Source organism: Microcystis sp. BLCC-F209 (genome assembly GCF_041928595.1).
Taxonomy (GTDB): domain Bacteria; phylum Cyanobacteriota; class Cyanobacteriia; order Cyanobacteriales; family Microcystaceae; genus Microcystis.
On record NZ_JBHFLL010000088.1, the window covers coordinates 1 to 25,998 of the forward strand.

32 protein-coding genes and 1 pseudogene are annotated in these 25,998 nt (G+C 42.4%); 21 read left to right on the forward strand and 12 right to left on the reverse strand.

Annotated elements, in window-relative coordinates:
• Positions 1-138: 138 nt before the first annotated feature.
• Positions 139-387 (forward strand): annotated as a pseudogene (locus ACE1AQ_RS05560) (helix-turn-helix domain-containing protein); the annotation flags it as partial.
• A gap of 132 nt (positions 388-519) precedes the next feature.
• Here ACE1AQ_RS05560 and ACE1AQ_RS05565 read toward each other — a convergent pair.
• Positions 520-1,425, reverse strand: a complete 906-nt coding sequence (locus tag ACE1AQ_RS05565) for a metal ABC transporter permease (protein ID WP_008201632.1) — start codon at positions 1,423-1,425, stop codon at positions 520-522.
• A gap of 135 nt (positions 1,426-1,560) precedes the next feature.
• Between ACE1AQ_RS05565 and ACE1AQ_RS05570 the strand changes: the two genes are divergently transcribed.
• From ACE1AQ_RS05570 to ACE1AQ_RS05580, 3 genes are read left to right on the forward strand one after another with little or no spacing between them, the layout of a single operon-like run.
• The gene (locus ACE1AQ_RS05570; RefSeq protein ID WP_002734244.1) at positions 1,561-2,079 is read left to right on the forward strand and encodes a cofactor assembly of complex C subunit B; all 519 of its coding nucleotides are present in this window, start codon (positions 1,561-1,563) and stop codon (positions 2,077-2,079) included.
• A gap of 7 nt (positions 2,080-2,086) precedes the next feature.
• Positions 2,087-2,503, forward strand: coding sequence for a thioesterase family protein (locus ACE1AQ_RS05575; protein ID WP_110544859.1), 417 nt, complete (start codon positions 2,087-2,089; stop codon positions 2,501-2,503).
• A gap of 3 nt (positions 2,504-2,506) precedes the next feature.
• Positions 2,507-3,145, forward strand: coding sequence for a DUF1361 domain-containing protein (locus ACE1AQ_RS05580; protein WP_110544857.1), 639 nt, complete (start codon positions 2,507-2,509; stop codon positions 3,143-3,145).
• Positions 3,146-3,153: 8 nt separating this feature from the next.
• Here ACE1AQ_RS05580 and ACE1AQ_RS05585 read toward each other — a convergent pair whose 3' ends face one another.
• The 3 genes from ACE1AQ_RS05585 to ACE1AQ_RS05595 all read right to left on the reverse strand — a co-directional run bounded on the left by ACE1AQ_RS05585 (position 3,154) and on the right by ACE1AQ_RS05595 (position 5,737).
• Positions 3,154-3,618, reverse strand: coding sequence for a DNA phosphorothioation-associated protein 4 (locus ACE1AQ_RS05585; RefSeq protein ID WP_008201626.1), 465 nt, complete (start codon positions 3,616-3,618; stop codon positions 3,154-3,156).
• 80 nt (positions 3,619-3,698) lie between these two features.
• Positions 3,699-5,291, reverse strand: coding sequence for a glycosyltransferase family 39 protein (locus ACE1AQ_RS05590; RefSeq protein ID WP_110544854.1), 1,593 nt, complete (start codon positions 5,289-5,291; stop codon positions 3,699-3,701).
• 239 nt (positions 5,292-5,530) lie between these two features.
• Positions 5,531-5,737 (reverse strand): hypothetical protein, encoded by a 207-nt coding sequence (locus ACE1AQ_RS05595; protein ID WP_008201622.1) that lies wholly within the window; start codon positions 5,735-5,737, stop codon positions 5,531-5,533.
• A 339-nt stretch (positions 5,738-6,076) separates the two neighbouring features.
• On the opposite strand from ACE1AQ_RS05595, the gene ACE1AQ_RS05600 reads away from it, so the two are divergent.
• Together ACE1AQ_RS05600 and gshA are read left to right on the forward strand one after the other, a co-directional pair.
• Positions 6,077-6,469 carry a pre-16S rRNA-processing nuclease YqgF gene (locus tag ACE1AQ_RS05600; RefSeq protein ID WP_008201621.1) on the forward strand — a complete coding sequence of 131 codons (393 nt, stop codon included), beginning with the start codon at positions 6,077-6,079 and terminating at the stop codon, positions 6,467-6,469.
• A gap of 39 nt (positions 6,470-6,508) precedes the next feature.
• The gene (gshA, locus tag ACE1AQ_RS05605; RefSeq protein WP_008201619.1) at positions 6,509-7,663 is read left to right on the forward strand and encodes a glutamate--cysteine ligase; all 1,155 of its coding nucleotides are present in this window, start codon (positions 6,509-6,511) and stop codon (positions 7,661-7,663) included.
• 4 nt (positions 7,664-7,667) lie between these two features.
• Here gshA and ACE1AQ_RS05610 read toward each other — a convergent pair whose 3' ends face one another.
• The gene (locus tag ACE1AQ_RS05610; RefSeq protein WP_002750032.1) at positions 7,668-7,955 is read right to left on the reverse strand and encodes a YggT family protein; all 288 of its coding nucleotides are present in this window, start codon (positions 7,953-7,955) and stop codon (positions 7,668-7,670) included.
• On the opposite strand from ACE1AQ_RS05610, the gene ACE1AQ_RS05615 reads away from it, so the two are divergent.
• Together ACE1AQ_RS05615 and fumC are read left to right on the forward strand one after the other, a co-directional pair.
• The gene (locus tag ACE1AQ_RS05615) at positions 7,948-8,103 is read left to right on the forward strand and encodes a hypothetical protein (protein WP_157221748.1); all 156 of its coding nucleotides are present in this window, start codon (positions 7,948-7,950) and stop codon (positions 8,101-8,103) included. The genes ACE1AQ_RS05610 and ACE1AQ_RS05615 overlap by 8 nt on opposite strands.
• Before the next feature lie 126 nt (positions 8,104-8,229).
• Positions 8,230-9,633, forward strand: coding sequence for a class II fumarate hydratase (fumC, locus tag ACE1AQ_RS05620; RefSeq protein ID WP_008201616.1), 1,404 nt, complete (start codon positions 8,230-8,232; stop codon positions 9,631-9,633).
• A gap of 120 nt (positions 9,634-9,753) precedes the next feature.
• Here the strand turns inward: fumC and ACE1AQ_RS05625 are convergent, their stop codons facing one another.
• The 5 genes from ACE1AQ_RS05625 to map all read right to left on the reverse strand — a co-directional run bounded on the left by ACE1AQ_RS05625 (position 9,754) and on the right by map (position 14,891).
• A complete protein-coding gene (locus ACE1AQ_RS05625) occupies positions 9,754-12,081 on the reverse strand; it encodes a YCF48-related protein (protein ID WP_110544852.1) in 2,328 nt (775 codons plus the stop codon).
• A 134-nt stretch (positions 12,082-12,215) separates the two neighbouring features.
• Positions 12,216-12,842, reverse strand: coding sequence for an aminoacyl-tRNA hydrolase (gene pth / locus ACE1AQ_RS05630; RefSeq protein WP_110544850.1), 627 nt, complete (start codon positions 12,840-12,842; stop codon positions 12,216-12,218).
• A gap of 49 nt (positions 12,843-12,891) precedes the next feature.
• Positions 12,892-13,116 carry a DUF2811 domain-containing protein gene (locus ACE1AQ_RS05635; RefSeq protein WP_002800048.1) on the reverse strand — a complete coding sequence of 75 codons (225 nt, stop codon included), beginning with the start codon at positions 13,114-13,116 and terminating at the stop codon, positions 12,892-12,894.
• A gap of 437 nt (positions 13,117-13,553) precedes the next feature.
• Entirely contained in the window at positions 13,554-13,955 is a 402-nt protein-coding gene (locus tag ACE1AQ_RS05640; protein ID WP_110544848.1) for a universal stress protein, read from the reverse strand.
• A gap of 90 nt (positions 13,956-14,045) precedes the next feature.
• Positions 14,046-14,891 carry a type I methionyl aminopeptidase gene (gene map / locus ACE1AQ_RS05645; protein ID WP_172456643.1) on the reverse strand — a complete coding sequence of 282 codons (846 nt, stop codon included), beginning with the start codon at positions 14,889-14,891 and terminating at the stop codon, positions 14,046-14,048.
• Positions 14,892-15,214: 323 nt separating this feature from the next.
• On the opposite strand from map, the gene trxA reads away from it, so the two are divergent.
• From trxA to ACE1AQ_RS05680, 7 genes are all read left to right on the forward strand, one after another.
• Positions 15,215-15,532, forward strand: coding sequence for a thioredoxin (trxA, locus tag ACE1AQ_RS05650; RefSeq protein ID WP_002765348.1), 318 nt, complete (start codon positions 15,215-15,217; stop codon positions 15,530-15,532).
• 33 nt (positions 15,533-15,565) lie between these two features.
• On the forward strand, positions 15,566-15,850 hold the full coding sequence (locus tag ACE1AQ_RS05655) for a DUF427 domain-containing protein (protein ID WP_002743550.1): 285 nt from the start codon (positions 15,566-15,568) through the stop codon (positions 15,848-15,850).
• Positions 15,847-16,320, forward strand: a complete 474-nt coding sequence (coaD, locus tag ACE1AQ_RS05660) for a pantetheine-phosphate adenylyltransferase (RefSeq protein WP_008201601.1) — start codon at positions 15,847-15,849, stop codon at positions 16,318-16,320. Before ACE1AQ_RS05655 ends, coaD begins: the two co-directional genes overlap by 4 nt.
• Positions 16,321-16,356: 36 nt before the next feature.
• Positions 16,357-17,016, forward strand: coding sequence for a hypothetical protein (locus ACE1AQ_RS05665; protein ID WP_008201600.1), 660 nt, complete (start codon positions 16,357-16,359; stop codon positions 17,014-17,016).
• Between the two features lie 150 nt (positions 17,017-17,166).
• Positions 17,167-17,964 carry a hypothetical protein gene (locus ACE1AQ_RS05670; RefSeq protein WP_110544845.1) on the forward strand — a complete coding sequence of 266 codons (798 nt, stop codon included), beginning with the start codon at positions 17,167-17,169 and terminating at the stop codon, positions 17,962-17,964.
• Between the two features lie 211 nt (positions 17,965-18,175).
• The gene (gene folP, locus ACE1AQ_RS05675; RefSeq protein WP_110544843.1) at positions 18,176-19,018 is read left to right on the forward strand and encodes a dihydropteroate synthase; all 843 of its coding nucleotides are present in this window, start codon (positions 18,176-18,178) and stop codon (positions 19,016-19,018) included.
• A 48-nt stretch (positions 19,019-19,066) separates the two neighbouring features.
• Positions 19,067-19,525 carry a cupin domain-containing protein gene (locus ACE1AQ_RS05680; RefSeq protein ID WP_008201594.1) on the forward strand — a complete coding sequence of 153 codons (459 nt, stop codon included), beginning with the start codon at positions 19,067-19,069 and terminating at the stop codon, positions 19,523-19,525.
• Positions 19,526-19,542: 17 nt separating this feature from the next.
• Here the strand turns inward: ACE1AQ_RS05680 and ACE1AQ_RS05685 are convergent, their stop codons facing one another.
• Entirely contained in the window at positions 19,543-19,743 is a 201-nt protein-coding gene (locus ACE1AQ_RS05685; RefSeq protein WP_039899996.1) for a hypothetical protein, read from the reverse strand.
• A gap of 296 nt (positions 19,744-20,039) precedes the next feature.
• Positions 20,040-20,840: an Rpn family recombination-promoting nuclease/putative transposase gene (locus tag ACE1AQ_RS05690; protein WP_110544840.1), complete on the reverse strand. Its 801-nt coding sequence runs from the start codon at positions 20,838-20,840 to the stop codon at positions 20,040-20,042.
• A 58-nt stretch (positions 20,841-20,898) separates the two neighbouring features.
• Between ACE1AQ_RS05690 and ACE1AQ_RS05695 the strand changes: the two genes are divergently transcribed.
• From ACE1AQ_RS05695 to ACE1AQ_RS05720, 6 genes are all read left to right on the forward strand, one after another.
• The gene (locus ACE1AQ_RS05695) at positions 20,899-21,789 is read left to right on the forward strand and encodes an LD-carboxypeptidase (protein WP_110544838.1); all 891 of its coding nucleotides are present in this window, start codon (positions 20,899-20,901) and stop codon (positions 21,787-21,789) included.
• A 61-nt stretch (positions 21,790-21,850) separates the two neighbouring features.
• Positions 21,851-22,828: an SDR family oxidoreductase gene (locus ACE1AQ_RS05700; protein ID WP_008201587.1), complete on the forward strand. Its 978-nt coding sequence runs from the start codon at positions 21,851-21,853 to the stop codon at positions 22,826-22,828.
• A 23-nt stretch (positions 22,829-22,851) separates the two neighbouring features.
• Positions 22,852-23,769: an NAD(+) kinase gene (locus ACE1AQ_RS05705; RefSeq protein ID WP_110544835.1), complete on the forward strand. Its 918-nt coding sequence runs from the start codon at positions 22,852-22,854 to the stop codon at positions 23,767-23,769.
• A gap of 86 nt (positions 23,770-23,855) precedes the next feature.
• The gene (locus ACE1AQ_RS05710) at positions 23,856-24,644 is read left to right on the forward strand and encodes an ion transporter (RefSeq protein ID WP_110544832.1); all 789 of its coding nucleotides are present in this window, start codon (positions 23,856-23,858) and stop codon (positions 24,642-24,644) included.
• A gap of 193 nt (positions 24,645-24,837) precedes the next feature.
• Positions 24,838-25,860, forward strand: a complete 1,023-nt coding sequence (gene hemF / locus ACE1AQ_RS05715; RefSeq protein WP_008201582.1) for an oxygen-dependent coproporphyrinogen oxidase — start codon at positions 24,838-24,840, stop codon at positions 25,858-25,860.
• Positions 25,848-25,976 (forward strand): hypothetical protein, encoded by a 129-nt coding sequence (locus ACE1AQ_RS05720; RefSeq protein ID WP_374808032.1) that lies wholly within the window; start codon positions 25,848-25,850, stop codon positions 25,974-25,976. The genes hemF and ACE1AQ_RS05720 overlap by 13 nt, the downstream gene beginning before the upstream one ends.
• Positions 25,977-25,998 lie beyond the last annotated feature (22 nt).

Here is a 25,998-nt window from a genome sequence, read left to right on the forward strand (position 1 = left end):
CCAGGTTTGGTGGGTAAAATGTATTCTAGGATACAGTCCTGCTGGCGAGTGAGTGGAACGAACCACAAAGACACAAAGGACACAAAGATTGATCGATCATATTGTAAGTTAAACTGATCACACAGAACCTAGAAGAGCCGAACAATTCATCGCTGGTTAAGTTTCTATCGAGAAGGTGGAATCGAGCGCTTATTATCCGAAGGAACCCCCTCTGGAAGACCGAAAAAGATTTCGCCAGAAGAAGTCGCTCTTTTACAAAACAAATTAAAAGAAACTGGGGGTTTGGCCCGCTATAAAGAGATTTATTTTTGGCTCTCGTTCGTGCGAGAAATTCCCATCAGCTATACAACAGTTTACCGTCTCGTTAGACAGGAATTCGAAGCTCAATGAAAAGTACCTAGGCTAGGAAATAGGCTCGGTTATTTAACGGTTTGCTGAAAAATTAGGGGCGAAGCATTCCGATAGAAAATCTACGGTTTCAGCGAGAGTTTATTGCCCGAATGCTTCGCTCCTACAGGACTAACGCCGTCTCAACAAATTTTTCATCTCTACCCAGATAGAAAGTTGACCACCTAGACTAGCGGGATGGGTGAAAATTCCTTGACGGGGACTGAATAAAAAGGCCAACATAAATAGGCTAAAAGCGACAAGCACGATCGCCGGTCCAGAGGGTAAATTCCAGTAATAACTTAAATACATCCCACTGATACTAGAAATAATACCCACACCCACACCTAAACCCATGACTTGATGAAGACGGGTAACTAAAAGATAGGCAGTGGCCGCGGGGGTAATCAAAAGGGACAAAACGAGGATTACTCCCACCGCTTGGAGACTAGCAACGATTGTCAAACCGATCAGGAGCATTAAGCCTAAATCTAATAAATTTACTGGTAAACCCGCCGCTTGCGCCCCGATTTTGTCGAAAGTGTAGAATAATAGTTCTTTATACAGGAGCAAAACGGTTAATAAAACGATAACGGCAATAATTAGGGTATCGCGGATGTCGGCAGCAGTAACACCGAGAATATTGCCGAAGAGAAAGTGATTAAGGTCAATTTTGTTGTTTTTTTGGATAAGAGTGATCAGGGTGATACCAAGGGCAAAAAAAGCCGAGAAAACAATACCCATGGCCGCATCTTCTTTGATTGGGGAACGATTACGGATCAAGTTAATCAGTAGGGTACTGACCATTGAGGCTAGTAAAGCACCCAGTAAAAGATTAAAATTACCAATAAAAGCGATCGCTAATCCGGGTAAGACCGAGTGACTGATGGCATCGCCCAAGAGGGCCAAACGTTGTACCATCAGGTAGGTTCCCACCACCGCACAGATGATCCCGACGATGATAGCTTCAATTAGGGATCTCTGCATGAAACTATACTGTAAGGGTTCGATTAATCCTGTTAATAGATTGTTGCCCATGAATCTGCCTTGGGGTTAAATTTTTCTGATTCTCGATCGAGGTTTTGCTCCTAGGGTCTATCTTCTAAATCGGGGGAGAAGATGAGTTAGGATAATTAGGATTAATTGTAAGTTTTTTCGCTCCTAACCGCCGCCATGGATACCCCCGTTCTTTCCTCAACTTTTTTTCTGACTCTCCTGCTCATGGTGGGATTATTCTTTTTTATTCGCGGTTCCGTCAAAGAGCGTATCGAACAGCGTGTCTATCTTACCAGTACCAGTGACGACCAACTATTAGAACAACTGCGAGATTATTTTGACCGACGTTCCTATCAAGTCAAGGCGATCGAACCCGAACAGAATATTGTCAGATTACAGGGTTTTGTGCCTCCTAGCCCTTTTCTAGCGATATTTTTGACAATTTTGGCGGCCTTGGGTTTATTTTGCTTCTCACTGGTCTTATCGGTGTTATTTCCCGATACTAATCCCTATATTTTTGCTCTTGTGGGTTTATCTCCCCTCGCGGGTGTTTTCTATTGGCAAAAAGTCGGCCGGTTAGAAGAAGTGGCTTTTAAAGTGGAAAGCAAATCTCAGCAAACGGAATTAACTGTCAAAGCCCATCGGGACGAGTTAAGACAACTACAAGATAGTTTAACCTTTCTAGAAAGACAATAAGCTTTTTATGTCCTATGAGCGCCTAATTTATCTGGCCGATACCGATGCGGCCGGTGTGGTTTACTTTGCCCATCTTCTCTCGATCTGTCATGAAGCCTACGAGTTTTCTTTAGCACAATTTGGCATCAATATCAAGGATTTTTTGAAAGATTCTCCGGTTGCCCTACCGATTACTGAAGCGGAAATCCAGTTTTTTCGTCCTCTTTTTTGTGGTAATCGCATAGAGATTGATTTCACTGTCCGATCCCTAAGCGAAAACGAGTTTGAATTGCAGTATAAAATTTATTTGGCTGAAATCATGGTCGGAAAAGCAAAAACCCGCCATGTCTGCATTGATCCCACCGCTAGAGAAAGAATCCCTTTCCCGGAATCTTTAAAAAATTGGTTAGGATATTTATCAACTTTAGAGGAGACTGGTATTTAAGGAATGATTTTGGCAGATTTAACCATGATTTTAACTAGGGATTGGTGGCACAGTGCTTGGCAATTATTTAACCTTAGTACCGGGAGGATTGTCTGGAATTCTTTTCTGGCCTTTATCCCCTTTATCCTCAGCTTTTGGCTATTTCGGACCACCCTCGATCGTTCCCTAATCTGGTGGTTAATTCTCTTAGTTTTTGTGCTTTTTTTACCCAATGCTCCCTATATTCTCACCGATAGCATTCATTTAATCTCTTATATTCAGCAGGATTACGCCAAAAGTTTATTTTTTTTAGTTTTAATTCCCCAGTATAGTATCTTTATTTTTATTGGCTTTCAGCTATACGTTCTCTCCTTACTTAATTTTAAAAGTTATTGTCAGGAAAGTCAGCTAAATTCAGCAGTTTTACCCCTAGAAATAACTCTCCATTTTTTAAGTGCGATCGGTATCTATCTGGGGCGTTTTCTTCGGCTGAATAGTTGGTATCTAGTCACTCAACCGCAGCAACTATTCTGGAGTTTGCCGAATTTACTGACTAAAAAACCTTTGATATTTATCTCTGTCTGTTTTTTAATTATTTGGCTACTATACGAGATCAATAAAAGGCTTTACAATCGATTTTTTGCCTCCTGCGAGAATAACTAGAATTTCTACTACAAAAATCTCCCTAAATCGAATTCGGTTGTGGCAGTAATGTCTCGAAAACGTTCTTGACTGATAATTAACAATAATCTTTCAGTATAATCCACCGCACCGCGCAATTCTCGTTCTAATCTTGCTAAACCGGCGTTGGCATATTCCTCGAAAATTGTCACTCGCAAAGCTTCTGAATCTACCCCGTGGGGAGAAAGAATTTTTGTGTCTTGGAACTCATTGACTGCCAATAATTTGATTAGGGTATCGTAGCCACGAGAAATAAAAATTTCCAGGTTAATAGGTGAGGGTTCTTTCGCTACATTTTCTATGGCTACCCTCTCTTGATATCTTACCCCTAAAGCCGCCGCAAAAGCGATGACATCAGCATAGGTTTGAAAGGGTCCAATTCCCTGATTAAAATTAACTAAGGACTGGACAAATTCCCCTTTATCTCTAGCAATACGCACTCGATGAATGGACATATTTATCAAGTAAAAAGTTAAAAAGTTTACAAAATTTAGGAGATAGAAATCAGGAGTATTGATGAACTAATTGATCTATTTTAAGGATAGGTTTTAATTAGTCCTTTAGCTTGGTAAACATGAAATTGTTCGATGGTGACACCACCGCGCTTGATGGGAATGACAGCTACTTTAGTTATATCTTGGAAATAGGGACGGTAGCGATCAATTATTTCTGGTCTTTCTAGAGAACTATTTGTAGTAATTAATAAACCATTTTTACCGATCCATTCTTGAGGATTAAACCAAATTTGATAACCCCTTTGATCGTTGTTAAAACAGGTGACGGGAATAGGAACTAGGGGATAAAGGGACATATCTAGCCATGCTGTCACATAAAAACTATGGGTAAAAACGAAGCTAGAATCTTTTAATAGTGCTAATAATTCGGGCGAATTAGCAAAGCCTTGGCGCAGTTGATTTATATCGACAATTTCCCGAGAAGGGTCTTGTTCTGGGGCAATAATTCCCCCAAAGATTGCGTATTGACCAGGTTTTTGGAAAGTGCCAAAAGTAACGTGAAGCATTGCTATAGATAAAACAGTAACGATAAAAATTCCCGATCCCCATAACCATCTTTTTACCCAGATTCGAGAAGATTGCTGCCAAGTATTGGCCTTTTCTCCTAATAAAATCGTGCAGGACCAAAACCCGGGTAAAATCCAACTAGGGGCGAGATAATGGGAAGCACCCACATAAAGCATTCCGAGGATTAAAGGCAGAGAAACCGAAAGAATTAACCAGTTTTTGAGGGATTCTTCATCTCGATGAAAAAATCTTTTTTTCGAGAGAAAGTTAGTAATTTGTTCGCCAAAGCTTTTAAATGTCACCCACCACATTGGCAGACCAAAAGGAGGAAACATCGTGGCGATACTAATGCCAATAACCGAGAGAATACCAAGAATATTAAAGGTTTTGGGTTCTCCAGAAAAACGGTCTTCTAAATGAAAGCGGAAGGAAATCCAATCATGGTTAATATTCCAGTAGATAATCGGCAATAAAGTTATCAAAAAAAGAATAAATCCTAATCCCAACCAAGGGGATCTAAATACAGGCCAATAGCGGGGAGTGGTCAGACAAAATAAAACTAAACCAAAACCCAAAATAAAGCCGTGATATTTACTTAAAACCGCCAATCCTACGGCAAGTCCAATATAAGCGAGACGATAGCTAGGATGATAGTTTTTTCCCCGAATTGGCCAGAATTCTTGGGCAGCTAAATAGACTGTTAATGACCAAAAAAAGATTAAAGGACTATCTGGCTGCGAGAGAATCCCGAAGACAATCCCATAGATGGGGATGAGAGTGGCGATCGCTAAAGTCATTCTGGCGACCGGCAGACTGAACAATTTTAAAGCCGTCAGATATAGCAAACAGAGGCTGCCAGTATAGAGGAGGAGAGTACCGAAGCGAATGGTAAATTGATTGACTAATCCCGTGATCCAAGTCCCAAAACCCGTGGAAATCGCTACTATTGGCGGATGATCGAAATAACTCCAATCCAGATTATGGCTGTAAACGTAATAATATGCCTCATCGTACCCTGGATAAAGCCCCAGGGCGATGATTGTTCTAAACAGGAGTCCACCGATGAGCAGATAAACGGCCAGGCGATCGCTAATTATTTTGGTCAAAATTCTTACCTCATTTCATCGCTAAAACTGATGTTAGAGACGGGAGATTTTTGGGGTTGCCAGATTTGAGATTTGTGCATCTATGGCAAGGTTAGATTTAAATGTGATCTTTAGTTACTATATCACCAACTCTGTCATCTCTTAGCCCTTGGCTATCAACAAAATCTTCCTAGGCGTTGCTGATTGGCGATCTGAAAGAGGATTAAGGGAACGGGGAACTTAGATAAAACTGATGTTAATTAAATAACTTTTGCCACCATCAAATCAATAATAATCATGACAATAGCTTGTAACCGTAAATCACGACGCTGACTTTCTTGCTCAAGAGCCTCTACCATCCATGAGGGAAACTCAAAGGCAATTGTTTGTTCCTCGGAATTAGCAGGTTTAATTTTAGTTAAATCCAAGTATTCGATGATATTTTCTCCATCATCAAAAGCTTTCATAAATTTCTACCTCTTCAGGTCTAGTTCGTTTCCGTGGCTGCATCTCAATTTGGTCGAAATATCTATATTACATTTTGGGCGTACGCTATGCGCCCCTACCATAATATTATTGTAGTGACTGTATCGGCAAGAGTCATAGTATAATTGAACCAATAGAATTTGGGCTTCCCTTGCTGCTTTTATCAGTGAGCAGTGAACAGTAAACAATAATCAGTGGTTTTCACCTCACACTGTCCACTTAAAACTACAATCTGATCACTGATAACTGAAATCCCCAACACCCGACCCCCTAATTTAATGATTTAATCAAACCGACCAGTGCTGCAGGAGATAAAAACTATGTGTATTCTCGGTTTTGATCCGGGTAAGGATAAATGTGGGATCGCGGTCAGGTCATCGACGGGTAAAATTTATACCCATGAGGTGATAGCATCGTCACAAGCGATCGAGCGTTTAGCCAGTCTCTGTCAACAGTATCCGATCGAATTGTTGGTGATGGGGAATCAAACCACCTCAAAAAGTTGGCGCCAAAAAATTGCCGCTCGTCTCACCATCCCGATTACTCTAGTAGATGAACGCAATAGTACCCTAGAAGCGCGTGATCGCTATTGGCAAATGTTCCCCCCCAAGGGATTACAGAAACTCATCCCCCAAGGTATGCGTCTTCCCGATCGCCCCATTGATGATATAGTAGCGATTCTACTGATCGAACGTCATTTACAGTCCAAATAATGTCAAACTACAAAATAGACACAGCAGGGTGAATTGACGATGCTCCTAAGTAAAGGTTTTGAAGTGGAAATGTATACCGGAACAGCAGCCGGAGAAATTATCGGTTTATCCGATCGCATTGTCAAGGATTTGGATGGTTTTGTCCGGGAACCGGATAGTCGTAACGTAGAATATACTACGGCTCCCATGACTAACTATGACCGTCTTTTATGCGCTACTTTAAAACCTCGTCTGGCTCTACGGCAATATTTGCGTCGTTTAGGCGATTATACCCTAGTCCCCGGCAGTACCCTCTCCTTGGGTGATAGTCAGCATTTTTATCGCAGTGACCCCCACAATCCCTATCATGACTATATCGAACAGACCTACGGCACTAATGTGGTCACGGCCAGTATTCATATTAACGTCGGTATTAGCGATTATGAGGATTTAATGCGTGCCTGTCGCTTAATTCGCCTAGAAGCTCCTTTATACTTGGCTTTAAGTGCTTCTTCTCCTTTTCTCGACGGTAAAATCACCAGTTCCCATTCCCGTCGTTGGCAAGTTTTCCCCCAAACTCCCGCTGATGTTCCCCTCTTTGAAAGTCATAAACATTTTGTCACCTGGACCGAGGAACAATTAAAACTCGGCACGATGCAGAATGTTCGTCATCTCTGGGTGTCGGTACGTCCTAACGGTAGCAATCGTCCCTATAATCTCAATCGTCTAGAATTGCGAATTTGTGACCTGATTGCTGATCCTATTAGTTTATTAGCAGTTATGGCTTTTTTAGAGGCCCGTTTAACTCAACTTTTACAGGATCCCCAATTAGACCCCTTAATTTTAAGTCAATTACCCAGCAGCAATCGCAGCGAGGATTTATTGACTTTAACCCAAGCAAACGAACAGGCTGCCGCTCGTTTTAGTCTTGATGCCACCCTGAGACATTGGTACGATGGCCGAGAAATCTTAGCTAGGGATTGGATTAAAGACCTCTATGTTCAAGTTTATCCGATCGCTAAAGAAAGGGGTTTTAGTTGTTTCCTCTCCCCCTTACAAAAAATCCTCCGTGAAGGTAACACTGCACAGCAATGGTTAAAACAATCCGACCAGGGTATGGATGTTAAAAGTATTATCAAACAGGCGATTATTACCCTAGAAAAACAGGAACGAGAGTTAGAACATAAATTATGTCAGCATATTTTAGTCGCGTGAATAATTATTTTAAGGCCATGGTAATTAAACCCTGTTGACCGAGAAGAATTTCCCGCAGCAGCGTACAAATTCCCACCCAAATAATTGGAGAAATATCAACTCCTCCCAAGGGTGGTATCAGTTTACGCACGGGGATTAAAAAAGGTTCTGTGGGCCAGGCAATAATATTAAAGGGGAAGCTATTTAAATCTACCTGTGGATTCCAAGTCAGCACGATCCTTAAGATAAACAAAAGGGTCATCAACCCTAAGATAATTCCCAATGTCCAACTTAATGCGATCGCTGTGTCCATAGTTTCCAATCCCGTCTTTTTTACCGATTATTTTCCCTACAATATAACAGTTTTTGTCCCATTTAATCATCCTCATCGCCCCAGCACCCTGCCAGTTATTCTTGTCAACCTCCCGGGTAAAAATGCCGCCAAAAAAAAGTCCCCATAGGGCTTGACAAACCAGCCCGACTTGACTTATACTTTTGTTATAATGGGAATCCCTGCCGACTTGGAGACCCTCTCTTTTCAGACCAAATAACGACCATCTTTTGCTGACCTCAGAAGTAACTTAAAGATGACAGAATTTCGCATCGAGAAAGACAGCATGGGAGAAATTCCCGTCCCTGCCGATAAACTTTGGGGAGCGCAGACCCAAAGATCCCTACAATACTTTAGTATCGGTGATAATCTCATGCCCCGGGAGATGATCCGGTCCTATGCCATTCTCAAAAAAGCCTGTGCAATTGTCAATCAGCAAAAAAATCGTCTCAGTCAGGAGAGAAAAAACCTAATCTGTCAAGTCTGCGATGAAATTTTAGCCGGACAACACGAGGATAACTTTCCCCTCTACGTTTGGATGACAGGAAGTGGTACTCAATTTAACATGAACATCAACGAAGTCATCTCCAATCGTTGCAGTCAACTGACGGGGAATCCTTTGGGGAGCAAAACCCCCGTGGATCCCAACGATCATGTTAATATGTCCCAATCGACGAATGATTCCTTTCCCTCGGCCATGTATATTGCCGTTGCCTTGGCAGTCAAGGAAAAATTAATTCCCAGTTTGCAACTATTACGGAATAGTCTCGATGAAAAAGCGCAATTATGGGCGAATATAGTTAAAATTGGTCGCACTCACCTACAGGATGCCACCCCTTTAACCCTCGGACAAGAATTCTCCGGTTATGTGGGTTTATTAGATGACGGCAGCGATTGGCTAGAAAAATGTCTCGAAAAAGTCTATCGTTTATCCTTGGGAGGAACAGCAGTGGGTACGGGAATTAATGCTCCCCCGGATTTTGATCGAGATGTGGCAGCAGAAATCGCTAATCTGACCAAATTACCCTTTATTACCGCTCCTAATAAGTTTACCGTGCAAGGTTCCCACGATGCTCTAGTTTTCTTGAGCGGGGGACTGAAAACTATCGCTAGTTCCCTCTATAAAATTGCTAATGATATCCGTTTACTTAGCTGTGGTCCCCGTTGTGGATTAGGAGAATTACAGCTGCCGGAAAATGAACCGGGTTCTTCAATTATGCCTGGGAAAGTTAATCCCACCCAATGCGAAGCTTTATCGATGATAGCAGTGCAGGTGATGGCTAATGATTTAGCGGTGACGATGGGAGGCGCCGGGGGACATCTGGAAATGAATGTCTATAAACCGCTGTTGATTCATAATCTTATGCAGTCTATCCGGCTGCTCACGGATGGTTGCGGCAATTTCTGTCAGTTTTTGGTGAAGGGGATGACTGCTAATCAAAAACAAATTGAGACTTTTTTAAATCAGTCCTTGATGCTGGTGACTGCTTTAAGTCCCGTGATTGGCTACCAAAAGGCTGCCTACGTCGCTCATTATGCCCTAGAAAAGGATCTAACTCTGAAAGTGGCAGCCTTGCAACTGGGATACATCAACGAGGCAGATTTTGACCGCATTGTTGACCCCGCTAAGATGGTCAATCCCTACGTTGCTGATGGTTAATTCTCTGAGGGGATAACTGCCGCAAAAATCAGAGGTCGCAGGCAGGCACGGATTCCCATTATACATATAAGTATATGGCAAGCGGCGGGATTTGTCAAGCCCCACCGGTCAAAATTTCTCCTAAACTTGGCTAATGATAGCGAAGAAAACAAAGAGAAAAATCATAAATGCTGCTGCCATGCGGAAGAAGGATTTAGGAAGATTAATAACTTTCTCCAGTTGTAGGAAACCCACCAGAAAATAAGCGGCGATTGCGAGGAGAATCGGTATAACTAAGCGCCAGATTGTGCCGAGGGGACCAGAGAAAAACTCACCGATTTTATAGCGGGGTGTATCTTCTTCCGCGTGAGGAGGAATAGTTACACTTGTCCAAGTTTCCCCCCCATCGGTGGAACGAAAAACTGTAGTTTGAGCGCCACCAAAACCGAATAAAGTTTGATCTTGAGCGTAATTAGGAGAAAACTGGACCGAGATCCCAGAGGAAGGGATACTATGAATTTTCACTAGGGGTATTTTAGGATCACCAATTGATTTAAAAGTTTCCCCGCCATCAGTAGATTTAAACAAACCATCTCCCTGTAAACTAACTATTACCGTGCGATCATTAGCATAATCAGGAGAGATAGCAATGGTTTCTACCGATGCTTGCGGATTAAACCCCGGTTTCTCTAATTTTGTCCAACTTTTAGCACCATCTTTGGTGACAAACAAACCGGAAATTGTCCCAGCAAAAATAGTTCGATCACTGGGATAATTGGGAGAGATTGCCAACTGCACATTAGCGGTTTTTGATAGGGGGGGGCCTTGGCTGACATTATTCCAAGTTAGTCCACCATCAACACTTTGATAAATACCCTCTTTTCCCGTGACAAACAAAGTTTTATCCTTAGCAAAATCAGGGGATGCTACCATGGCAGGAGCATAATTACCAGAAATTTTGCCCACTTCACTGATATTTTTAACCGTATTTCCTCCATCGGTAGAACGAAATATTCTCCCCTGCTGATTGGTGAGAAAAAGAGTTTTATCGTTAGCAAAATCTGGAGAAGGAACTATTCTTGGACCGCGGACTCTCTGATCAATTTCGATAATTTTCCAGAAATCACCACCGTTATCGGATTTGGCAAATCTATTGCGTAAAAAACCAGCAAAAATAGTTCTATCTTGTCCATAGTTAGGAGAAAAGGCAATGTCAAAGAAACGCCGGGGATCTTGTCCTGACTCCTCGGGATCTTTACCAAATCGATAAACCTCTAAACCGCGATTAATTGGTGTCCAAGTTTCCCCTTTATCGCGACTGATAAAGATATTGCCTACATAATTAGCAATGACGACAGTGGCATCTTGGGCATAATTAGGAGAAACCGCCATGTCGATAACTGTTCCCCGAGCTAAAGTTTCTATTTCCTGCCATTTTTTGCCGCTATCAGTGTTTTTAAATAAGCCATTAAATCCCCCTAAAAACATCGTATCTTGAACGACTTTTAAATCCATAAAATGGGGAACTTTATAATCATCAGCCTGTTTATCTTTGGTTAAACCCTCGCTCGTTTTTGTCCAACTTTTGCCCCCATCCTGAGAAACATACATTCCGTCATACCAAGTGATGGCATAAAGGGTGGAGTTTTGGGCATAGTCAGGAGAAATAACGATGTCTTCGATGATTTTATCTTTAATTCCTTCGTTGACGGCTTGGAAGGTTTTACCATCATCAACGGTTTTAAAAATACCTGCTTCTTTTGTACCGACAAAAAAGGTTTTATCCCTGTCTAGATTAGGAGAAAAAGCAATTGTATCTACTGCCCCCACATTGGTAGGTAAGGGGAGATTCTGCCAAGTTTTCCCCCCATCAGAGGAAGTGTATAATTTCCCTTTTTCATCCCCGAAAAAAATTCGACCTGGATTGCTGGGAGTAATAGCGAGAAAGGTTATCAGTGCCGTGGTGGGGAAAATATTTGACCAATTTTTACCGCCATCTTCGGTTAAATAAACCCCTTTTTCTAATCCCACTGCCGCTGCTACATTGGGATCGGAAGGAGCAATTTCTACGAAGTTAATAAAGTTAGTTGCTAAACCCTGATTAACTTTCTGCCAAGATTCCCCCGCATCTTTACTTTTATAAATACCATTGGATCTTGAAGCTAGATAGAGAATATTTTTATTGAGGGGAGATAGGGATAGAGAACTTAATTCCCCCGTATAATCTAAACCTTGAATTAATCTTGTCCAGTTGCTACCTCCATCGCTGGATTTATAAAGGTTATTTCTTGCTAAGATATATACTGTATTATCTGTCTGGAAATCGGGAGAAACTTCCACTTGACTAATCACATCATGGGGACGATGGGCAAAAGCGGGATTACCCCAAAGACAAAAAACTGTAGCGATTATCAATAAAATGAGATTAAACTTGTGGGCGAATCTCAGCAAACTTTGGCGATTAATCATACTTAAACTGCTAATATCGAGGATAAAAATTGACCTAATCTAGCAAAGGGCGATCAAAATTTAAGCAAGGGTTCTGTAATAGTATAGACGAAAATGGCGATTATAACCATTACTAAAATCGGGCTTATTTGCTATCAGCATAGATTAGAACCAATCTCTACACTTTGATTATTGTAGAGACTCATTGCCTTTTGTAACCCTTGTTTGAGACCAAGTTCGATCGCTTTTCTGGACAAGTCTAACACTTTCAAGATCACTTCGTTTTCTTGCGGGGTGAATCGGCCTAAAACGTGGGAAATAGTCGCTTTTTCGGTTGATTTACCGATTCCTATGCGTAAACGAGCGAAGTTTTCCGTGCCAACGTGGGCAATCATCGATTTAATACCGTTGTGTCCGCCCGCCGATCCCGATAGACGGATTCTCAACCGGCCTAGGGGCAGATCCATATCATCGTAAATGACTAAAATCGACTCTGGCTCTAGTTTATACCAGTCCAGCACTGATCGCACCGATTGCCCGGAGCGATTCATATAGGTTTGGGGTTTTAAAAGACGAATTTTGCCCGGGAGAGGACCGTCACCCTCGGCGATAAAACCTTGAAATCGCTTGTTTTCCTGCCAAGATAACCCCCAATCCCGCGCTAATGAGTCCACAGCTTCAAAACCGATATTATGACGGGTGCGATCATATTTGGGTTCGGGATTCCCCAAACCGATAATTAGCCGAGGAATAATTAAATTAGGGGTTTTATCGGAATTCATAGGGGAAAATCGGGCTTCTAACAATGACCCGACTCTCATTATCACCGAATTAGCACTCCGAGCGCTGGAACAAAGTTTCTAGATAAACCTTGGCACAGCTATTTTGCTCCTCAAAATTCATCCTTTCGGATGATTGACAATTAAGTAGAAAAAATGATAGTGCCGCCGTAAACACACCATCTTGATCCCAACCAGGGTGAGTTTCTAGGTATTGTTGTAGGGATTGGTGGAGGATTTCGGGGATTTCTGCCAAGATACTGACTGATGTATTCATATCGTTTACCTCTGATCGGAAGTGGGGAAATCCCTGACTCGTGTAGTGGACAGTAAGGACTATTGTGAGCCAAGTTGGAGGGAGTTGCAATATTACCAGATGTAAAGGAATGCTTTAGAAAAACTTAATATTTACGAAGGAATAAGGCTTAGAGCTAGATTTTATTTACTTAACTTAACAGTAACTCAGTATCTATCGATGGGGATTTTGACGATCAAGATTAATTTTTTCTGGAAGCAAGTGCCGATTATATCGCTGTTGCCTGTGGAAAAGTCTGGGTAAACTGTGGAAAACTTGAGAGTGAGTGGGGAAATACTGGGGAATGTATGGGGGAAAACATCGGGGAAAAATAAGATTTGCAAATTTTAATCCGTAGTGATGCTCAAGACTACTTAGGCACTCTTGTCAGAGCACCTTTTCTAGCTGAATGCTGGCTGCTATGCTTTTACCACTAATACAGAACAGGTAGCTTCTGCCACCACGAGACTACTAACAGAATCTTCGATCACCCGTTGAACTCCCGTTAATCCCCGGCTACCGATCGCGATCAGATCAGCTTGATAGATATTAGCTAAACGAATAATTTCCTCCGCTGGATCGCCAAAAATGACTTCGATTTCACTAGGAGCAGTAATCTGGGATTGATAGCAGCGCAATTGATCTTCAATGATCTCAAGGGAGGGGTGAGGGCGATCCACTGCCGATTCATCTCCCTCCTTGCTGAGAATATGGGTGATGATGATGCGAGAATTTGCCGCTAGAGAGAGGGAATTCAAAGCATGGAGGACTCGATCCGATGATTCCCCACAATCTAAGGCAACAACGATATTTTTAAACATTTTGACTAAATCCTACCGCTAAATAAATTTCCAATTAAGATTCCAGAGCAAAAAATCTTTGATTTTGCCATTATGCCTAGATAGACAATTTTATAGGTTATCGCGATCGGTTAGGATTTCATAACCTGTGGCGGTTACTAGCACAGTATGCTCAAACTGAGCGGAGAGAGCATTATCCATCGTCACCACCGTCCAACGATCGCGCAAAGTTCTGGTATGTTTAGATCCCGCGTTGACAATTGGTTCAATTGCCAGAGTCATCCCGGTGCGGAGTTTGACATTGGGTAACTGATTAGTGCGAAAATTAAATACCGAGGGTTCTTCGTGGAGATTTCTGCCCACTCCATGACCTGTAAAATCTTCTACCACTTGGAAACCGTTAGCTTGAACGTGATCTTCGATCGCTCCTGCAATATCTAGCAGATAATTGCCAGCTTTTACCTGATTTATGCCTTTATATAAAGCTTCTTCCGCCACGCGGATTAATTTTTCAGTTTTTGGAGAGACGGAACCGATAGCGATCGTGATACAGGAATCCCCATGATAACCTTGGTAGTAGGCCCCCGTATCTACCTTTAACACAGAACCAGCCTTGAGGCGTTTTTTCGGGCTAGGGATACCGTGAACGACTTCGTTATCGACGGAGGCACAAATTGAGGCAGGAAAGCCATAATAACCTTTAAAACTGGGAGTAGCACCCATTGCGCGGATACGTTTTTCCGCATAGACATCCAGATCCGCCGTCGTCATCCCAGGTTGAGCGATCTGGGCAATTTCTTTGAGGACTGTGGCGGCAATTTTACCCGCTTGTCGCATAATAACGATTTCTGCGGCGGATTTAGTCTCGATTCCCCGGCGGCTTTTCTGTACTCGCGGTGAACCTATTTGCTCTGGGGTTTTAGTTTCGGGAAAAAGCAGCTTGGTTAGGATGTTCATGGAAAGTTGGCTCAGGGTCTTTACTTAACTTAGCATTTTCCCGGCGATCGATGACTGCTCTGGAGAAATCAAAAATCTTCCCTTAGGTGAGGAGACAGGAGACAGAAGACAGGAGATAGGAGCAGGGGAGCAGGGAGATGAGGATAAAAAAGACAAGAGACAACTATCCTGGTCATAAAACCGAAAATTATCGCAAATTTATCTGAGTTTTAAGATATTTTGAGCCGATAGCACCTCGAGAACTTACTTTTGCACGAGGTCTAAGGAACATCTAGAAAAGCTATAGTAGGAAAAAGGCTATTTTTCTGGCGAGGTGACAATTTATGGCAGTCAAAAAAGAGTTTTCCAGTTTTCAGGAACTGTTGCAAACCACTAATCTTCCCGTGTTAGTGGATTTCTATGCCACTTGGTGTGGTCCTTGTCAAATGATGGCTCCGATTCTAGAACAAACGGGAATGTATTTCAAAAATCGCCTACAAATTGTCAAAATTGATACAGACAAATATCCTAATTTAGCCACTAAGTACGGTATTCAAGCTTTACCGACTTTAGTAGTCTTTAAAAATGGTCAACCGATCGATCGAATCGAGGGAGTGGTGCAGGTTAACCAACTGGTTCAACATTTACAAACTCTGTTGTAAGATAATTTTGAACCAGAACTAGGAGTTAGTGTCATGGCAAAGGCGATTTGGAATGGTGCAGTGGTAGCGGAAAGCGATAACTGTGAAATTGTCGAGGGAAACTACTATTTTCCCCCCGATACCATCAAAGCTGAATATTTTCAACCCAGTAACACCCATACCATTTGTTCTTGGAAAGGAGAGGCTAGTTACTATACTCTCAGGGTAGATGGACAGGATAATAAAGATGCCGCTTGGTATTATCCCGATCCTAAACCAAAAGCCCAAAATATTAAAGGATATATCGCTTTTTGGCGAGGTGTGAAGGTTGAGAAATGATCGCCATCTACCCCGGCAGCTTCGATCCAGTTACACTCGGTCATTTAGATATTATCGAACGCAGTGTGCCACTATTCGAGCGAGTAATCGTGGCAGTTCTCTGCAATCCCCATAAAAACCCCCTGTTTACCGTCGAACAACGCATAGAACAGATCAGATACTGCACAAAACACCTGAAAAACGTTGAGATAGACAGTTTTTCAGGATTAACGGTTGAATATGCCAGATTGAAAGGAGCCAAGGTACTTTTGCGGGGGTTGCGAGTCCTCTCGGACTTTGAAAAAGAACTGCAAATGGCCCATACCAATAAAACCCTCTGGGAAGGGATCGAAACGGTTTTTTTAGCCACCACCAAAGAATATAGTTTTTTAAGCAGTAGCGTGGTTAAAGAAATCGCTCAATTCGGTGGCTCCGTCAGCCATCTAGTCCCGGAAAACGTTTCTAGAGATATTTACTCATACTACAGTTAACATACTAGAATACAGTAATGAGGACGACCTGAACCTATGGCGCGCCGAGAACCTAATGATCGCAAAAAAGCAGTACCTAACACTTCTAATAGTGGGGTTCCCAGTCCACCCGTCGATTTCGATATCTATCAGGATCTGGCGCGTCTGCAAGAGATGATTTTTGATAGTTTCCATATCCCCCTCACCCGTTGGACAATGATCGATGAGGGACAGATATCCGAACAAATCGATATCATCTATGAAACCGTGCCACCGGCAGTACAGAAAGCTTTAGCAATTTTGCAGGAAGAACAGGAAATTATCACTAAAGCAGAGGAATACGCTCAACAAGTCCTTCGTTCCGCTCAACAAAGAGCCGCCCAAATTCTCGATGAGTCCGGTATTATTCAACAGGCAGAACGGCAAGCGGCCCAAATTCGTCAACGGGTTCAGCAGGAGTGCGAATCCTTGCAACAACAAACCCTCGATGAAATCGAACAAATGCGTCACAGCGCCGTGCAGGAAGTGCAACAGTTACGACAAAAAAACCAAGCTGAATGTCATGAAATTCAAAAAGACGCTGACGACTATGCCGAAGCAGTTTTAGAACATCTCGATCAACAATTAGGGCAAATGTTACAGGTTATCCGCAACGGTCGTCAACAGGTAAGATCGAAACCAACATCCTCAAACAATCTACCCGGAGAACGTCCTTAATCAGTTATCAGTTATCAGTTATCAGTTATCAGATGTAAGTTTTAAGTTAATTAGTTAGTTATCTTTATCCCTGATTACTGTTTACTGTTTACCGAACACTGAAAAAAAACAAACCTCCGATTCCTCACCGATAACTGATAACGGAATTTCATGAATAACCCCTCCTCGAATTCCCATCTATTCGGACGCTTTCTTAGCGGGTTATTCAGCTGGAAAATTTGGTTATTTGTCCAGATATTTCAGGGCAGTAAAAGCTTTTATCGATTCCTGTATCATTATTTATATCGTCGTCCTAAAATCGATCGCATTCTCGGTAGCGATGTCGTCTATATTCCTGAGAAAAAACTTTATAGTATTCCCCTCGATGTGCTGAAAATGGAGCGGCAAATGGTTAATAGTGATCGCCAGCAGTTGACTTCTGTTACTACTTGGCAAGTTAAAACGATTCATCCCACCATCACCGAAACCGAGATACAATTCCACGATGTTACCGTCGATTTACAACAGGTAGAGCTGATTAAATCAGACCTTAATAACTACGATTATACTAATACTCGCCGCTTGGCTCCTCTGGTGAAAACCTTACTTTTTGAAATTAACCCCAAAATTGCCAGTTTAGTGGAAAAGAGAAATCAATTACATAGATTGCGAAATCTGGCCGCATCTTCCGAAATTTTTCATTCACAAACTCCATTGTATGATCGAGCAATTAATCAAGTCCAGCTAATTATCGATCAAGCGGAAACTTTGAGACAAGAATGTTTAAAATTTATCCGAGAAACTCTGATCGAACGGGAATTAGTGCAATCCGATATCGATACCAATCTCCTTGATTGTAACCTCGATTTTGCCAGTCAATATCAACTAATTCAAGAAAAATATCAACTCTGGAAAGAAGAGGTACAAGCTTATTTTGAATTAAAAGATTCTTCTCTACTTAAAAATTAACTATCACCGTCAGTTATCAGTTATCAGTTATCAGTTATCAGTTATCAGTTATCAGTTATCAGTTATCAGTTATCAGTTATCAGTTATCAGTTATCAGTTATCAGTTATCAGGAGATTATTTTGATTTATTCTCCACACTTCATAATTCATAATTCATAATTCATAATTCATAATTCATAATTCATATACTTTTTCAACAGGATTTATTATTATGTCTAATTTAATGGCAATTCGTGAACATATTTTTGCTTGGGGAAAACGCACCTATATCATGGGTGTTTTGAATGTTACTCCCGATAGTTTTAGTGATGGGGGAGAATTTGACAATGTTGAAAATGCCCTGCTACAGGCGATGAAAATGATCGAGGCCGGGGCTGATATAATCGATATCGGTGGTCAATCCAGCCGTCCGGGAGCCGAAGAAATTAGCCTAGAAGCAGAATTATCGCGAGTTATCCCCGTAATCACCGCTATTCGACAACACAGTTCTATTCCTATCTCTCTCGATACTACCCGGGCGATCGTGGCAGCCCAAGGTATCGCCGCCGGGGCCGATTTGATCAATGATATTTCTGGGGGAACCTTCGATCGCCTATTATTGCCCACGGTGGCTAAATTGGCCGTTCCCATCATCCTCATGCACCTGCGGGGCAATCCGCAAACCATGCAATCTTTAACACATTATGAGGATTTAGTCAAGGAAATTAAAGAATTTTTACAGAATCGCGTTAAGGAAGCTGTACAGTGGGGCATTGCTAGGGAAAATATTATCATCGATCCGGGGATTGGTTTCGCCAAAACTGGGAGACAAAATCTTGAGTTATTGCGAGAATTAGGGCAATTTCGGGATTTAGATTTACCTATTTTAATTGGATTGTCGAGAAAACGCTTTATCGGCGAGATTACAGGCAAAGATGACCCAAAAGAACGAGTTTTCGGAACGGCGGCGGCCTGTGCTATAGCGATCGCTAAGGGGGCCGATATCCTGCGCGTCCATGATGTGGCTGCGATCATAGATGTGAGTAAAGTGGTGGACGCAATCGAGCGAAGTTGAAAATTTTTGCTAGTCTTAAAATCATCCACACTTCGATCGAAATTAGCGATGAATAGCCAACTAACCAGCGATCATTGTATGTTACCCGTGATTCGATCTCCCCGGGATTATCAAGTTTTTCGCATTAGCGCTGGGGATACAAATCGTTTAGCGATCGTCTTCGATTCTACCGTAGCGGGGGATTCCTTGACCGTCTGTGTGGAAATTTTCGATCCCCACGGTTGTACCCCTACCCATCGTCATCATTTTGCCGTAGAAATGTTTTTTATCCTCAAAGGGGAGGGAATGGCTATCTGTGATGGTAAACCGATTCCCCTAAGTCCAGGGGATAGTTTATTAGTCCGTCCCACGGGTATTCACGAGATTAGAAATGTGGGGGACGGAAGACTTTATGCACTATGTTTTATGGTTCCCAATGAGGATTTTTCGGAATTAATTCGTAATGGCATCCCAGAGGAGTTAGACGCAGAAGATTTAGAGGTGTTGATGGGAACTATTAAGGGATAATCAAGCAATGCCATCCCTTAAATTTTGGGCTTTTTTTTCAGAAAAAGAGCGATAAAAAAGGTAAAGGTTCCTCCCAGAAGTCCGAAGATTAGCCAATTTAATCTTGGATAGCCTTTATTGATAGCGATGACTGTAGCAATGCCACCGATGAGACAATGCCAGAAAAAAAGCAACAAGAATAAATCCAAGCTGGGGGAAATATCAGCGATTAGTTTCATATTTTATCAGTAGAGCGATCGAGTTAATTTTTTAGATAGTAAATCTCTAGAATCTTTCCAATGGCCGAATCCCTGCCAGTGTTATGTTTATTAACCTCTATAAGGATTTCTATTTTTTTGTCCAAGGCCATTTTGTTCCCATCTCGGTTAAAGCTGAAAAAACTAGATAGAGAATGAGAAGGGTAACACCAAAGAGAAAAGTCAATAAGTCGTTATTCATCGAGTTATCCCTGATAGCTTAAAGGTCACTAATTCACTACTATTGATGCTTTTCTATACTGTTGAAACAGGATTGATTATTGTTGCTGTTGTGCCAAATAGTTAAGCACTGTTTCCAGAGTCAAGTCTAAGCGTTCCGAGATTTGTTGCGGGGTTAAACCGAGGTCTTGCAGTAGAGGAATTGTTTTCAATTTTTGCAAGTTTATTCCCTGTTCAATTCCATCTCCAAAAGCTTCTTGATAGAAACGAGTTTGTTTTAGGTCTTGTAGTTCCAACATAGCTTCAATTTCCTCTCGACTTTTTTGGGGTAACTTATAAATGATGATCGTTTCGATTAAATCAATGACATTTCTCTGCACTAAGCGATCGCTCAATTCTCTTTGAGCCTGTTTAATTAAAATCTTAGCAGAATTAACAGCTTGACTCTCACTTTCCGTAACCAATTTGATCAGGGCGATCGCTAAGGAAGGAATCTCATCATTAGCCACTTCATCCAGATAGATTCTTTTAATCCTGTCCAAGGATAACAAATCTGCAAATTGCTGGGGATGTTCTCGCTCAATTTCTCGACTAGGATAAATAACAACTATCTGCCAGGGTGACAAAGGTTTATACTGTCTAAGATACAAGAAAAGTTCCGAAAATAATCGATAATATAGGTCTTCATCCTTTTGAAACTGCACTTCTACCAGATAAAAGGGCAAATTTTCCAGATTATCGAGCGGCAAAAATAAACCATCCAATCGAAAAGCTAGTTGTTTGACTTCTTGGGAAGTAAATCGATAATTGCTAACCATAGCATCGGGTCGCTCAATTAATTCAAAGAACGAATCGGGAAAATCGAGAAACATTCGATAGAATATGCTGTCAGTTTTCATGCTGTCACAAAATTACCTGTAATTTCAGCTTAATCCGCCAACAAAAGAGAATTAACCTATGATCATCCCATCGTTTCTGCAACCCGGCGCTAAAGTTTCTCTGGTGGCCACCAGTGGCGCCGTCAAGGAATTAGCCGCCCTAGAAAAAGGCGTAGAAATCTGGCGATCGAGGGGTTATCAAGTGGAATTTAGCGAGAATTGGTCGAATCGTCTCGGTTATCTCGCCGGTAGCGACGAGCAACGTCGTCAAGCTTTGGCCCAAACATGGCAAGATGCCGATTGTCAAGCAATTCTCTGCGCTAGGGGGGGTTACGGTAGCGCTCGCCTCTTAGAAAATTGGACATGGGCAAAAACTAACCCGAAATGGTTAATCGGTTTTTCCGACGTGACGGGGATTTTATGGAGTTTAGCGAAACAAGGCATTTGTAGCGTTCACGGTCCAGTTTTAACCACCTTAGCCCAGGAAAGTCCCCAATCAATTGATCGCCTCTTTTCTCTTCTGGAAGGTCGTCCTTTAGCCCCTCTTATCGGTCAAGGTTGGGGTGGGGGCAAAGTGCGGGGACGCTTATTACCGGCTAATTTAACCGTAGCCACCCATCTCCTCGGAACCTCGGTTCAACCCACCCTAGAGGGGGTAATTTTAGCCCTAGAGGACGTAACCGAGGCCCCCTACCGGATCGATCGAATGTTAACTCAGTGGCGAATGCTGGGCATTTTCTCCCGAATTAAAGGCATTGCCCTCGGTCGTTTTAGCCGTTGTCTGGCAGCCCCCGGCAGCGATAGTCAAAGCGTGGGGGAAGTCTTAAAAGAGCGTTTGGGCGATTTAGGCATTGCGGTTATTGCTGAGTTACCTTTCGGTCATGATGGCGATAATGCCGCTTTACCAGTGGGAACAATGGTAGAACTGGACGGGGATCTGGGAATCTTAGAATTTTTCTATCCAGAATGATCCACTTTTTTGATACTATCTTAGAGAAGTGTTAACAAATGTAACAAAAAATTAATTATAGATGAAAGTATTAGTTGTCGGTGCCACGGGAACCCTAGGGCGACAGATCGTGCGTCATGCCATCGATCAGGGACATCAAGTGCGTTGTTTGGTCCGCAGTCAGAGAAAAGCCGCTTTTTTGAAGGAATGGGGCGCGGAATTAGTCGGGGGAACCCTGCGGGATAAGAGTACCATTATTACCGCTTTAGAGGGAATGGATGCGGTAATCGATGCCGCTACTGCCCGGGCGACGGACTCAGCCAGCATTAAACAGGTGGATTGGGATGGTAAAGTTAATCTGATTCAAGCGGCCAAAACTGCCGGAGTCGATCGCTTTATTTTCTTTTCGATTCTCAATGCCGAAAAATATCCCAATGTGCCTTTAATGGAGATAAAACGCTGTACCGAGAAATTTCTGGCAGAATCGGGTTTAAAATATACAATTCTCCGTCCCTGTGGCTTTATGCAGGGTTTAATCGGTCAATACGCCATCCCGATGTTAGATAATCAAACCGTCTGGATCACGGGGGAAAGTACAGCGATCGCCTACATGGACACCCAAGATATCGCTAAATTCGCCGTTCGCGCCCTAGAAGTCCCCGAAACCGTCGGTCAATCCTATCCCGTGGTGGGCAGCAAAGCGTGGAAAGCTGAAGAAATTATCGAAGTTTGCGAGCGCCTATCGGGTAAAGAGGGGAAAATTTGGCGTTTACCCATGGGATTACTGCGTTTTATGCGAGGAATAACCCGTTGTTTCCAATGGACCTATAATATATCCGACCGACTAGCTTTTGCGGAAGTTCTCGCTAGTGGTCAGGCTCTTGATGCTCCAATGAAAGAAGTTTATCAAGTATTTGGCCTTGATCCGAGTCAAACAACTACTTTAGAATCCTATTTACAAGAATACTTTAGCCGCATTCTCAAGAAGCTCAAGGAAATCGACTTCGAGAAACAAAAAGCTCAGAAGAAGAAAAAAACCCCTTTCAAAAAGAAAGCGTGATTCAGCAGTAGGAAAATTTGTCAATGCCCAAAATCGGCATTATTTACAACGATATTAAGCCTATCGCTTGTAAAACAGCCCATCAGATACAAGATCAGCTACTTTCCCTAGGTTGGCAGGTGTTTATGGCTACCGGCAGCGGTGGCCTACTAGGCCATTCTAAACCCTCTCGCCCAGTTTGTTTTACCCCGATCGATCAGTTAGTCCCCCCCCACTTCGAGCAAGATTTAAGTTTTGCGATCGTGTTGGGGGGCGATGGTACAGTCCTATCGGCGGCCCGGCAGTTGGCCACCCTCAATTTGCCCCTGTTAACGGTCAATACGGGACACATGGGCTTTTTGACCGAAATTTACCTAAATCAGCTAGAACCAGCCTTAGAGCAGGTTTTAGAGGGGAATTACACCATCGAAAATCGCTCGATGATCACGGTGCGACTGTTTCGCGAAGATACCCTCCTCTGGGAGGCACTTTCTCTCAATGAGGTGGTCGTCCACCGGGAACCCCTCACCAGTATGTGTCATTTTGAGATTCAAATTGGTGAACACGCACCCGTCGATATCGCTGCCGATGGGGTGATTCTCTCCACTCCCACCGGTTCTACTGCCTATGCTCTCAGCGCCGGTGGCCCGGTAATAACTCCCGATGTGCCGGTATTACAATTAGCTCCCATCTGTCCCCATTCTTTAGCTTCCAGATCCTTGGTATTTTCTGACAAGGAAACGGTGAATATTTTCCCAGCAACTGCTAACAGGATGGTGATGGTGGTGGACGGTAATGGCGGTTCTTATATCTTGCCAGAAGATCGAATTAATGTGCAGAAATCGCCCCACCAAGCTCATTTTATTCGTCTGCAATCGACGGAATTCTTCCGTATCCTCCGGGAAAAATTGGGTTGGGGTTTACCTCATATTGCTAAACCAACTTCGGTGGAATTACCTTAATCAGTTATCAGTTATCAGTTATCAGTTATCAGATGTGAGCTTTCAGTTCATTGATTGCTGGTTACTGTTTACTGATAGCTGAATTTATGCTCTCTTTTCGTGCCAAGATAGCTTTTTATTTAGAGGATGTCACCACGGCGATCGGACTGACGGTAAATCTGCTTATCTTGGCATTAATTTTACTATCTTTGGGGATTTATGTGGCTCAAACCTATCCCTTATCCGCCACTTGGCAACTGTGGTTACGTCAGCTTGATGGAGGAATTTTAAGCTTATTTTCCCTAGAGTATTTAATTCGGTTTTGGTGTGCGGAATCAAAACTAGGCTTTATTTTTAATATTTTTTCCATCCTAGATTTATTATCAATTCTACCCCTATTTTTTGGTTTTTTTGATATTAGATTCTTTAGAATTTTTCGCTGGTTTAGAATTTTGCGAGTGATTCGGTTTTTTGGTTCCGATCTTTCTATTTTTCAAATTAAAACTTCCGACCAGATAGTATTTACTCGCATATTACTAACTCTATTTTCGATTATTTTTGTCTATGCGGGTTTAATTTATCAGATCGAACACCCGATTAATCCTCAAGTCTATCGGACATTTTTTGATGCTTTTTACTTCGCCGTTGTGACTATGACTACCGTGGGATTTGGGGATGTGACTCCCCTTTCTGATGGGGGCAAAATGGTGACAGTTTTAATGATTTTAACGGGAGTTTTGTTAATTCCCTTGCAAATTAGCACTCTGACTAAACAAATATTAAAATCTGGCACTCAAATTGATTATCCTTGTCCAGATTGTGGTTTACCCCGTCACGATATAGATGCCAACTTTTGTAAAAACTGTGGCGCAAAACTCTTAAAAAAACCTGATTGAGAGTAATTCTGGCGAAATTCAGGAGCCGGTCGTCAGGAGATTATTTTTATTTATTCTCCCCGCTTCCCCACTTCCCCACTTCCCCACTTCCCAACCCCCAATCCGTCTAAATGTTAAGTTAAGTATCGAAGAGCGGCCGTTTCATCACCCAGTAGTAATATAATCACTGAGTTATCAACTTTGATCCTTAAGTATGACTGCATTCACCACAACCCCCACCCTTGCCAATTTACCCGCCAGTGACAGCCGTAGCCGCGTCAGTGAATTTATGAAATCCCTACAGGATGAAATTTGTCAGGGATTAGAAGAAGTGGATGGACAAGCAAAATTTATCGAAGATAGTTGGCAACGGCCCGAAGGTGGTGGCGGACGTTCGCGAGTTTTGCGGGAAGGGGCAATTTTTGAACAAGCAGGGGTGAATTTTTCGGAAGTTTGGGGGAAAGAATTACCCCCTAGCATTGCCAAACAACGGCCCGAGGCTGCCGGTCATCAATTTTACGCCACGGGAACCTCGATGGTTTTGCATCCTCGCAATCCTTATATTCCCACGGTTCACCTCAATTATCGCTATTTTGAAGCAGGTCCGGTTTGGTGGTTTGGCGGTGGCGCTGATTTAACTCCCTACTATGCTTTTGAAGAAGATGCTAGTCATTTTCACCGCACTTTTAAACAGGTTTGCGACCAACATCATCCCGAATATTATCCCGTTTTTAAACGCTGGTGTGATGAATATTTTTATCTCAATCATCGTCAGGAAGCTAGAGGCATCGGCGGGATTTTCTTTGATTACCAAGACGGTTTAGACCCTCTCTATCGGGGTCCTTTTGCCGAAAGTGATGCCGCTATCTATTCAGAAAAATTATCTCCCCAACAACCCCGCAACTGGGAAGAAATTTTTAGTTTTATTAATGACTGTGGCCGAGCTTTTCTACCCGCTTATGTTCCCATTGTCCAGAAACGGCACTCGACGGAATACGGTGACAGAGAACGTCAGTTTCAACTCTATCGTCGCGGTCGTTATGTAGAATTTAATTTAGTTTATGATCGTGGCACAATTTTTGGGTTGCAAACTAACGGTCGTACCGAGTCGATTTTGATGTCTTTACCTCCTTTAGTCCGTTGGGAATACTGTTATCAACCTGCACCAAACACCCCAGAAGCAAAACTCTATGATGTCTTCCTAAAACCCCAAGATTGGGTTAATTGGCCAGGTTAAATCAGTTATCAGTTATCAGTTATCAGTTATCAGTTATCAGTTATCAGTTATCAGTTATCAGTTATCAGTTATCAGTTATCAGTTATCAGTTATCAGTTATCAGTTATCAGTTATAAGTTATCAGTTATCAGTTATCAG

Bases quoted from the DNA above. Each gene is read 5' to 3' on its own strand.
- ACE1AQ_RS05565 (WP_008201632.1), bottom strand. From the start codon at position 1,425: ATGGGCAACAATCTATTAACAGGATTAATCGAACCCTTACAGTATAGT.
- ACE1AQ_RS05570 (WP_002734244.1), top strand. From the start codon at position 1,561: ATGGATACCCCCGTTCTTTCCTCAACTTTTTTTCTGACTCTCCTGCTC.
- ACE1AQ_RS05575 (WP_110544859.1), top strand. From the start codon at position 2,087: ATGTCCTATGAGCGCCTAATTTATCTGGCCGATACCGATGCGGCCGGT.
- ACE1AQ_RS05580 (WP_110544857.1), top strand. From the start codon at position 2,507: ATGATTTTGGCAGATTTAACCATGATTTTAACTAGGGATTGGTGGCAC.
- ACE1AQ_RS05585 (WP_008201626.1), bottom strand. From the start codon at position 3,618: ATGTCCATTCATCGAGTGCGTATTGCTAGAGATAAAGGGGAATTTGTC.
- ACE1AQ_RS05595 (WP_008201622.1), bottom strand. From the start codon at position 5,737: ATGAAAGCTTTTGATGATGGAGAAAATATCATCGAATACTTGGATTTA.
- ACE1AQ_RS05600 (WP_008201621.1), top strand. From the start codon at position 6,077: ATGTGTATTCTCGGTTTTGATCCGGGTAAGGATAAATGTGGGATCGCG.
- gshA (WP_008201619.1), top strand. From the start codon at position 6,509: ATGCTCCTAAGTAAAGGTTTTGAAGTGGAAATGTATACCGGAACAGCA.
- ACE1AQ_RS05610 (WP_002750032.1), bottom strand. From the start codon at position 7,955: ATGGACACAGCGATCGCATTAAGTTGGACATTGGGAATTATCTTAGGG.
- fumC (WP_008201616.1), top strand. From the start codon at position 8,230: ATGACAGAATTTCGCATCGAGAAAGACAGCATGGGAGAAATTCCCGTC.
- ACE1AQ_RS05625 (WP_110544852.1), bottom strand. From the start codon at position 12,081: ATGATTAATCGCCAAAGTTTGCTGAGATTCGCCCACAAGTTTAATCTC.
- pth (WP_110544850.1), bottom strand. From the start codon at position 12,842: ATGAATTCCGATAAAACCCCTAATTTAATTATTCCTCGGCTAATTATC.
- ACE1AQ_RS05635 (WP_002800048.1), bottom strand. From the start codon at position 13,116: ATGAATACATCAGTCAGTATCTTGGCAGAAATCCCCGAAATCCTCCAC.
- ACE1AQ_RS05640 (WP_110544848.1), bottom strand. From the start codon at position 13,955: ATGTTTAAAAATATCGTTGTTGCCTTAGATTGTGGGGAATCATCGGAT.
- map (WP_172456643.1), bottom strand. From the start codon at position 14,891: ATGAACATCCTAACCAAGCTGCTTTTTCCCGAAACTAAAACCCCAGAG.
- trxA (WP_002765348.1), top strand. From the start codon at position 15,215: ATGGCAGTCAAAAAAGAGTTTTCCAGTTTTCAGGAACTGTTGCAAACC.
- ACE1AQ_RS05655 (WP_002743550.1), top strand. From the start codon at position 15,566: ATGGCAAAGGCGATTTGGAATGGTGCAGTGGTAGCGGAAAGCGATAAC.
- coaD (WP_008201601.1), top strand. From the start codon at position 15,847: ATGATCGCCATCTACCCCGGCAGCTTCGATCCAGTTACACTCGGTCAT.
- ACE1AQ_RS05665 (WP_008201600.1), top strand. From the start codon at position 16,357: ATGGCGCGCCGAGAACCTAATGATCGCAAAAAAGCAGTACCTAACACT.
- ACE1AQ_RS05670 (WP_110544845.1), top strand. From the start codon at position 17,167: ATGAATAACCCCTCCTCGAATTCCCATCTATTCGGACGCTTTCTTAGC.
- folP (WP_110544843.1), top strand. From the start codon at position 18,176: ATGTCTAATTTAATGGCAATTCGTGAACATATTTTTGCTTGGGGAAAA.
- ACE1AQ_RS05680 (WP_008201594.1), top strand. From the start codon at position 19,067: ATGAATAGCCAACTAACCAGCGATCATTGTATGTTACCCGTGATTCGA.
- ACE1AQ_RS05685 (WP_039899996.1), bottom strand. From the start codon at position 19,743: ATGAAACTAATCGCTGATATTTCCCCCAGCTTGGATTTATTCTTGTTG.
- ACE1AQ_RS05690 (WP_110544840.1), bottom strand. From the start codon at position 20,840: ATGAAAACTGACAGCATATTCTATCGAATGTTTCTCGATTTTCCCGAT.
- ACE1AQ_RS05695 (WP_110544838.1), top strand. From the start codon at position 20,899: ATGATCATCCCATCGTTTCTGCAACCCGGCGCTAAAGTTTCTCTGGTG.
- ACE1AQ_RS05700 (WP_008201587.1), top strand. From the start codon at position 21,851: ATGAAAGTATTAGTTGTCGGTGCCACGGGAACCCTAGGGCGACAGATC.
- ACE1AQ_RS05705 (WP_110544835.1), top strand. From the start codon at position 22,852: ATGCCCAAAATCGGCATTATTTACAACGATATTAAGCCTATCGCTTGT.
- ACE1AQ_RS05710 (WP_110544832.1), top strand. From the start codon at position 23,856: ATGCTCTCTTTTCGTGCCAAGATAGCTTTTTATTTAGAGGATGTCACC.
- hemF (WP_008201582.1), top strand. From the start codon at position 24,838: ATGACTGCATTCACCACAACCCCCACCCTTGCCAATTTACCCGCCAGT.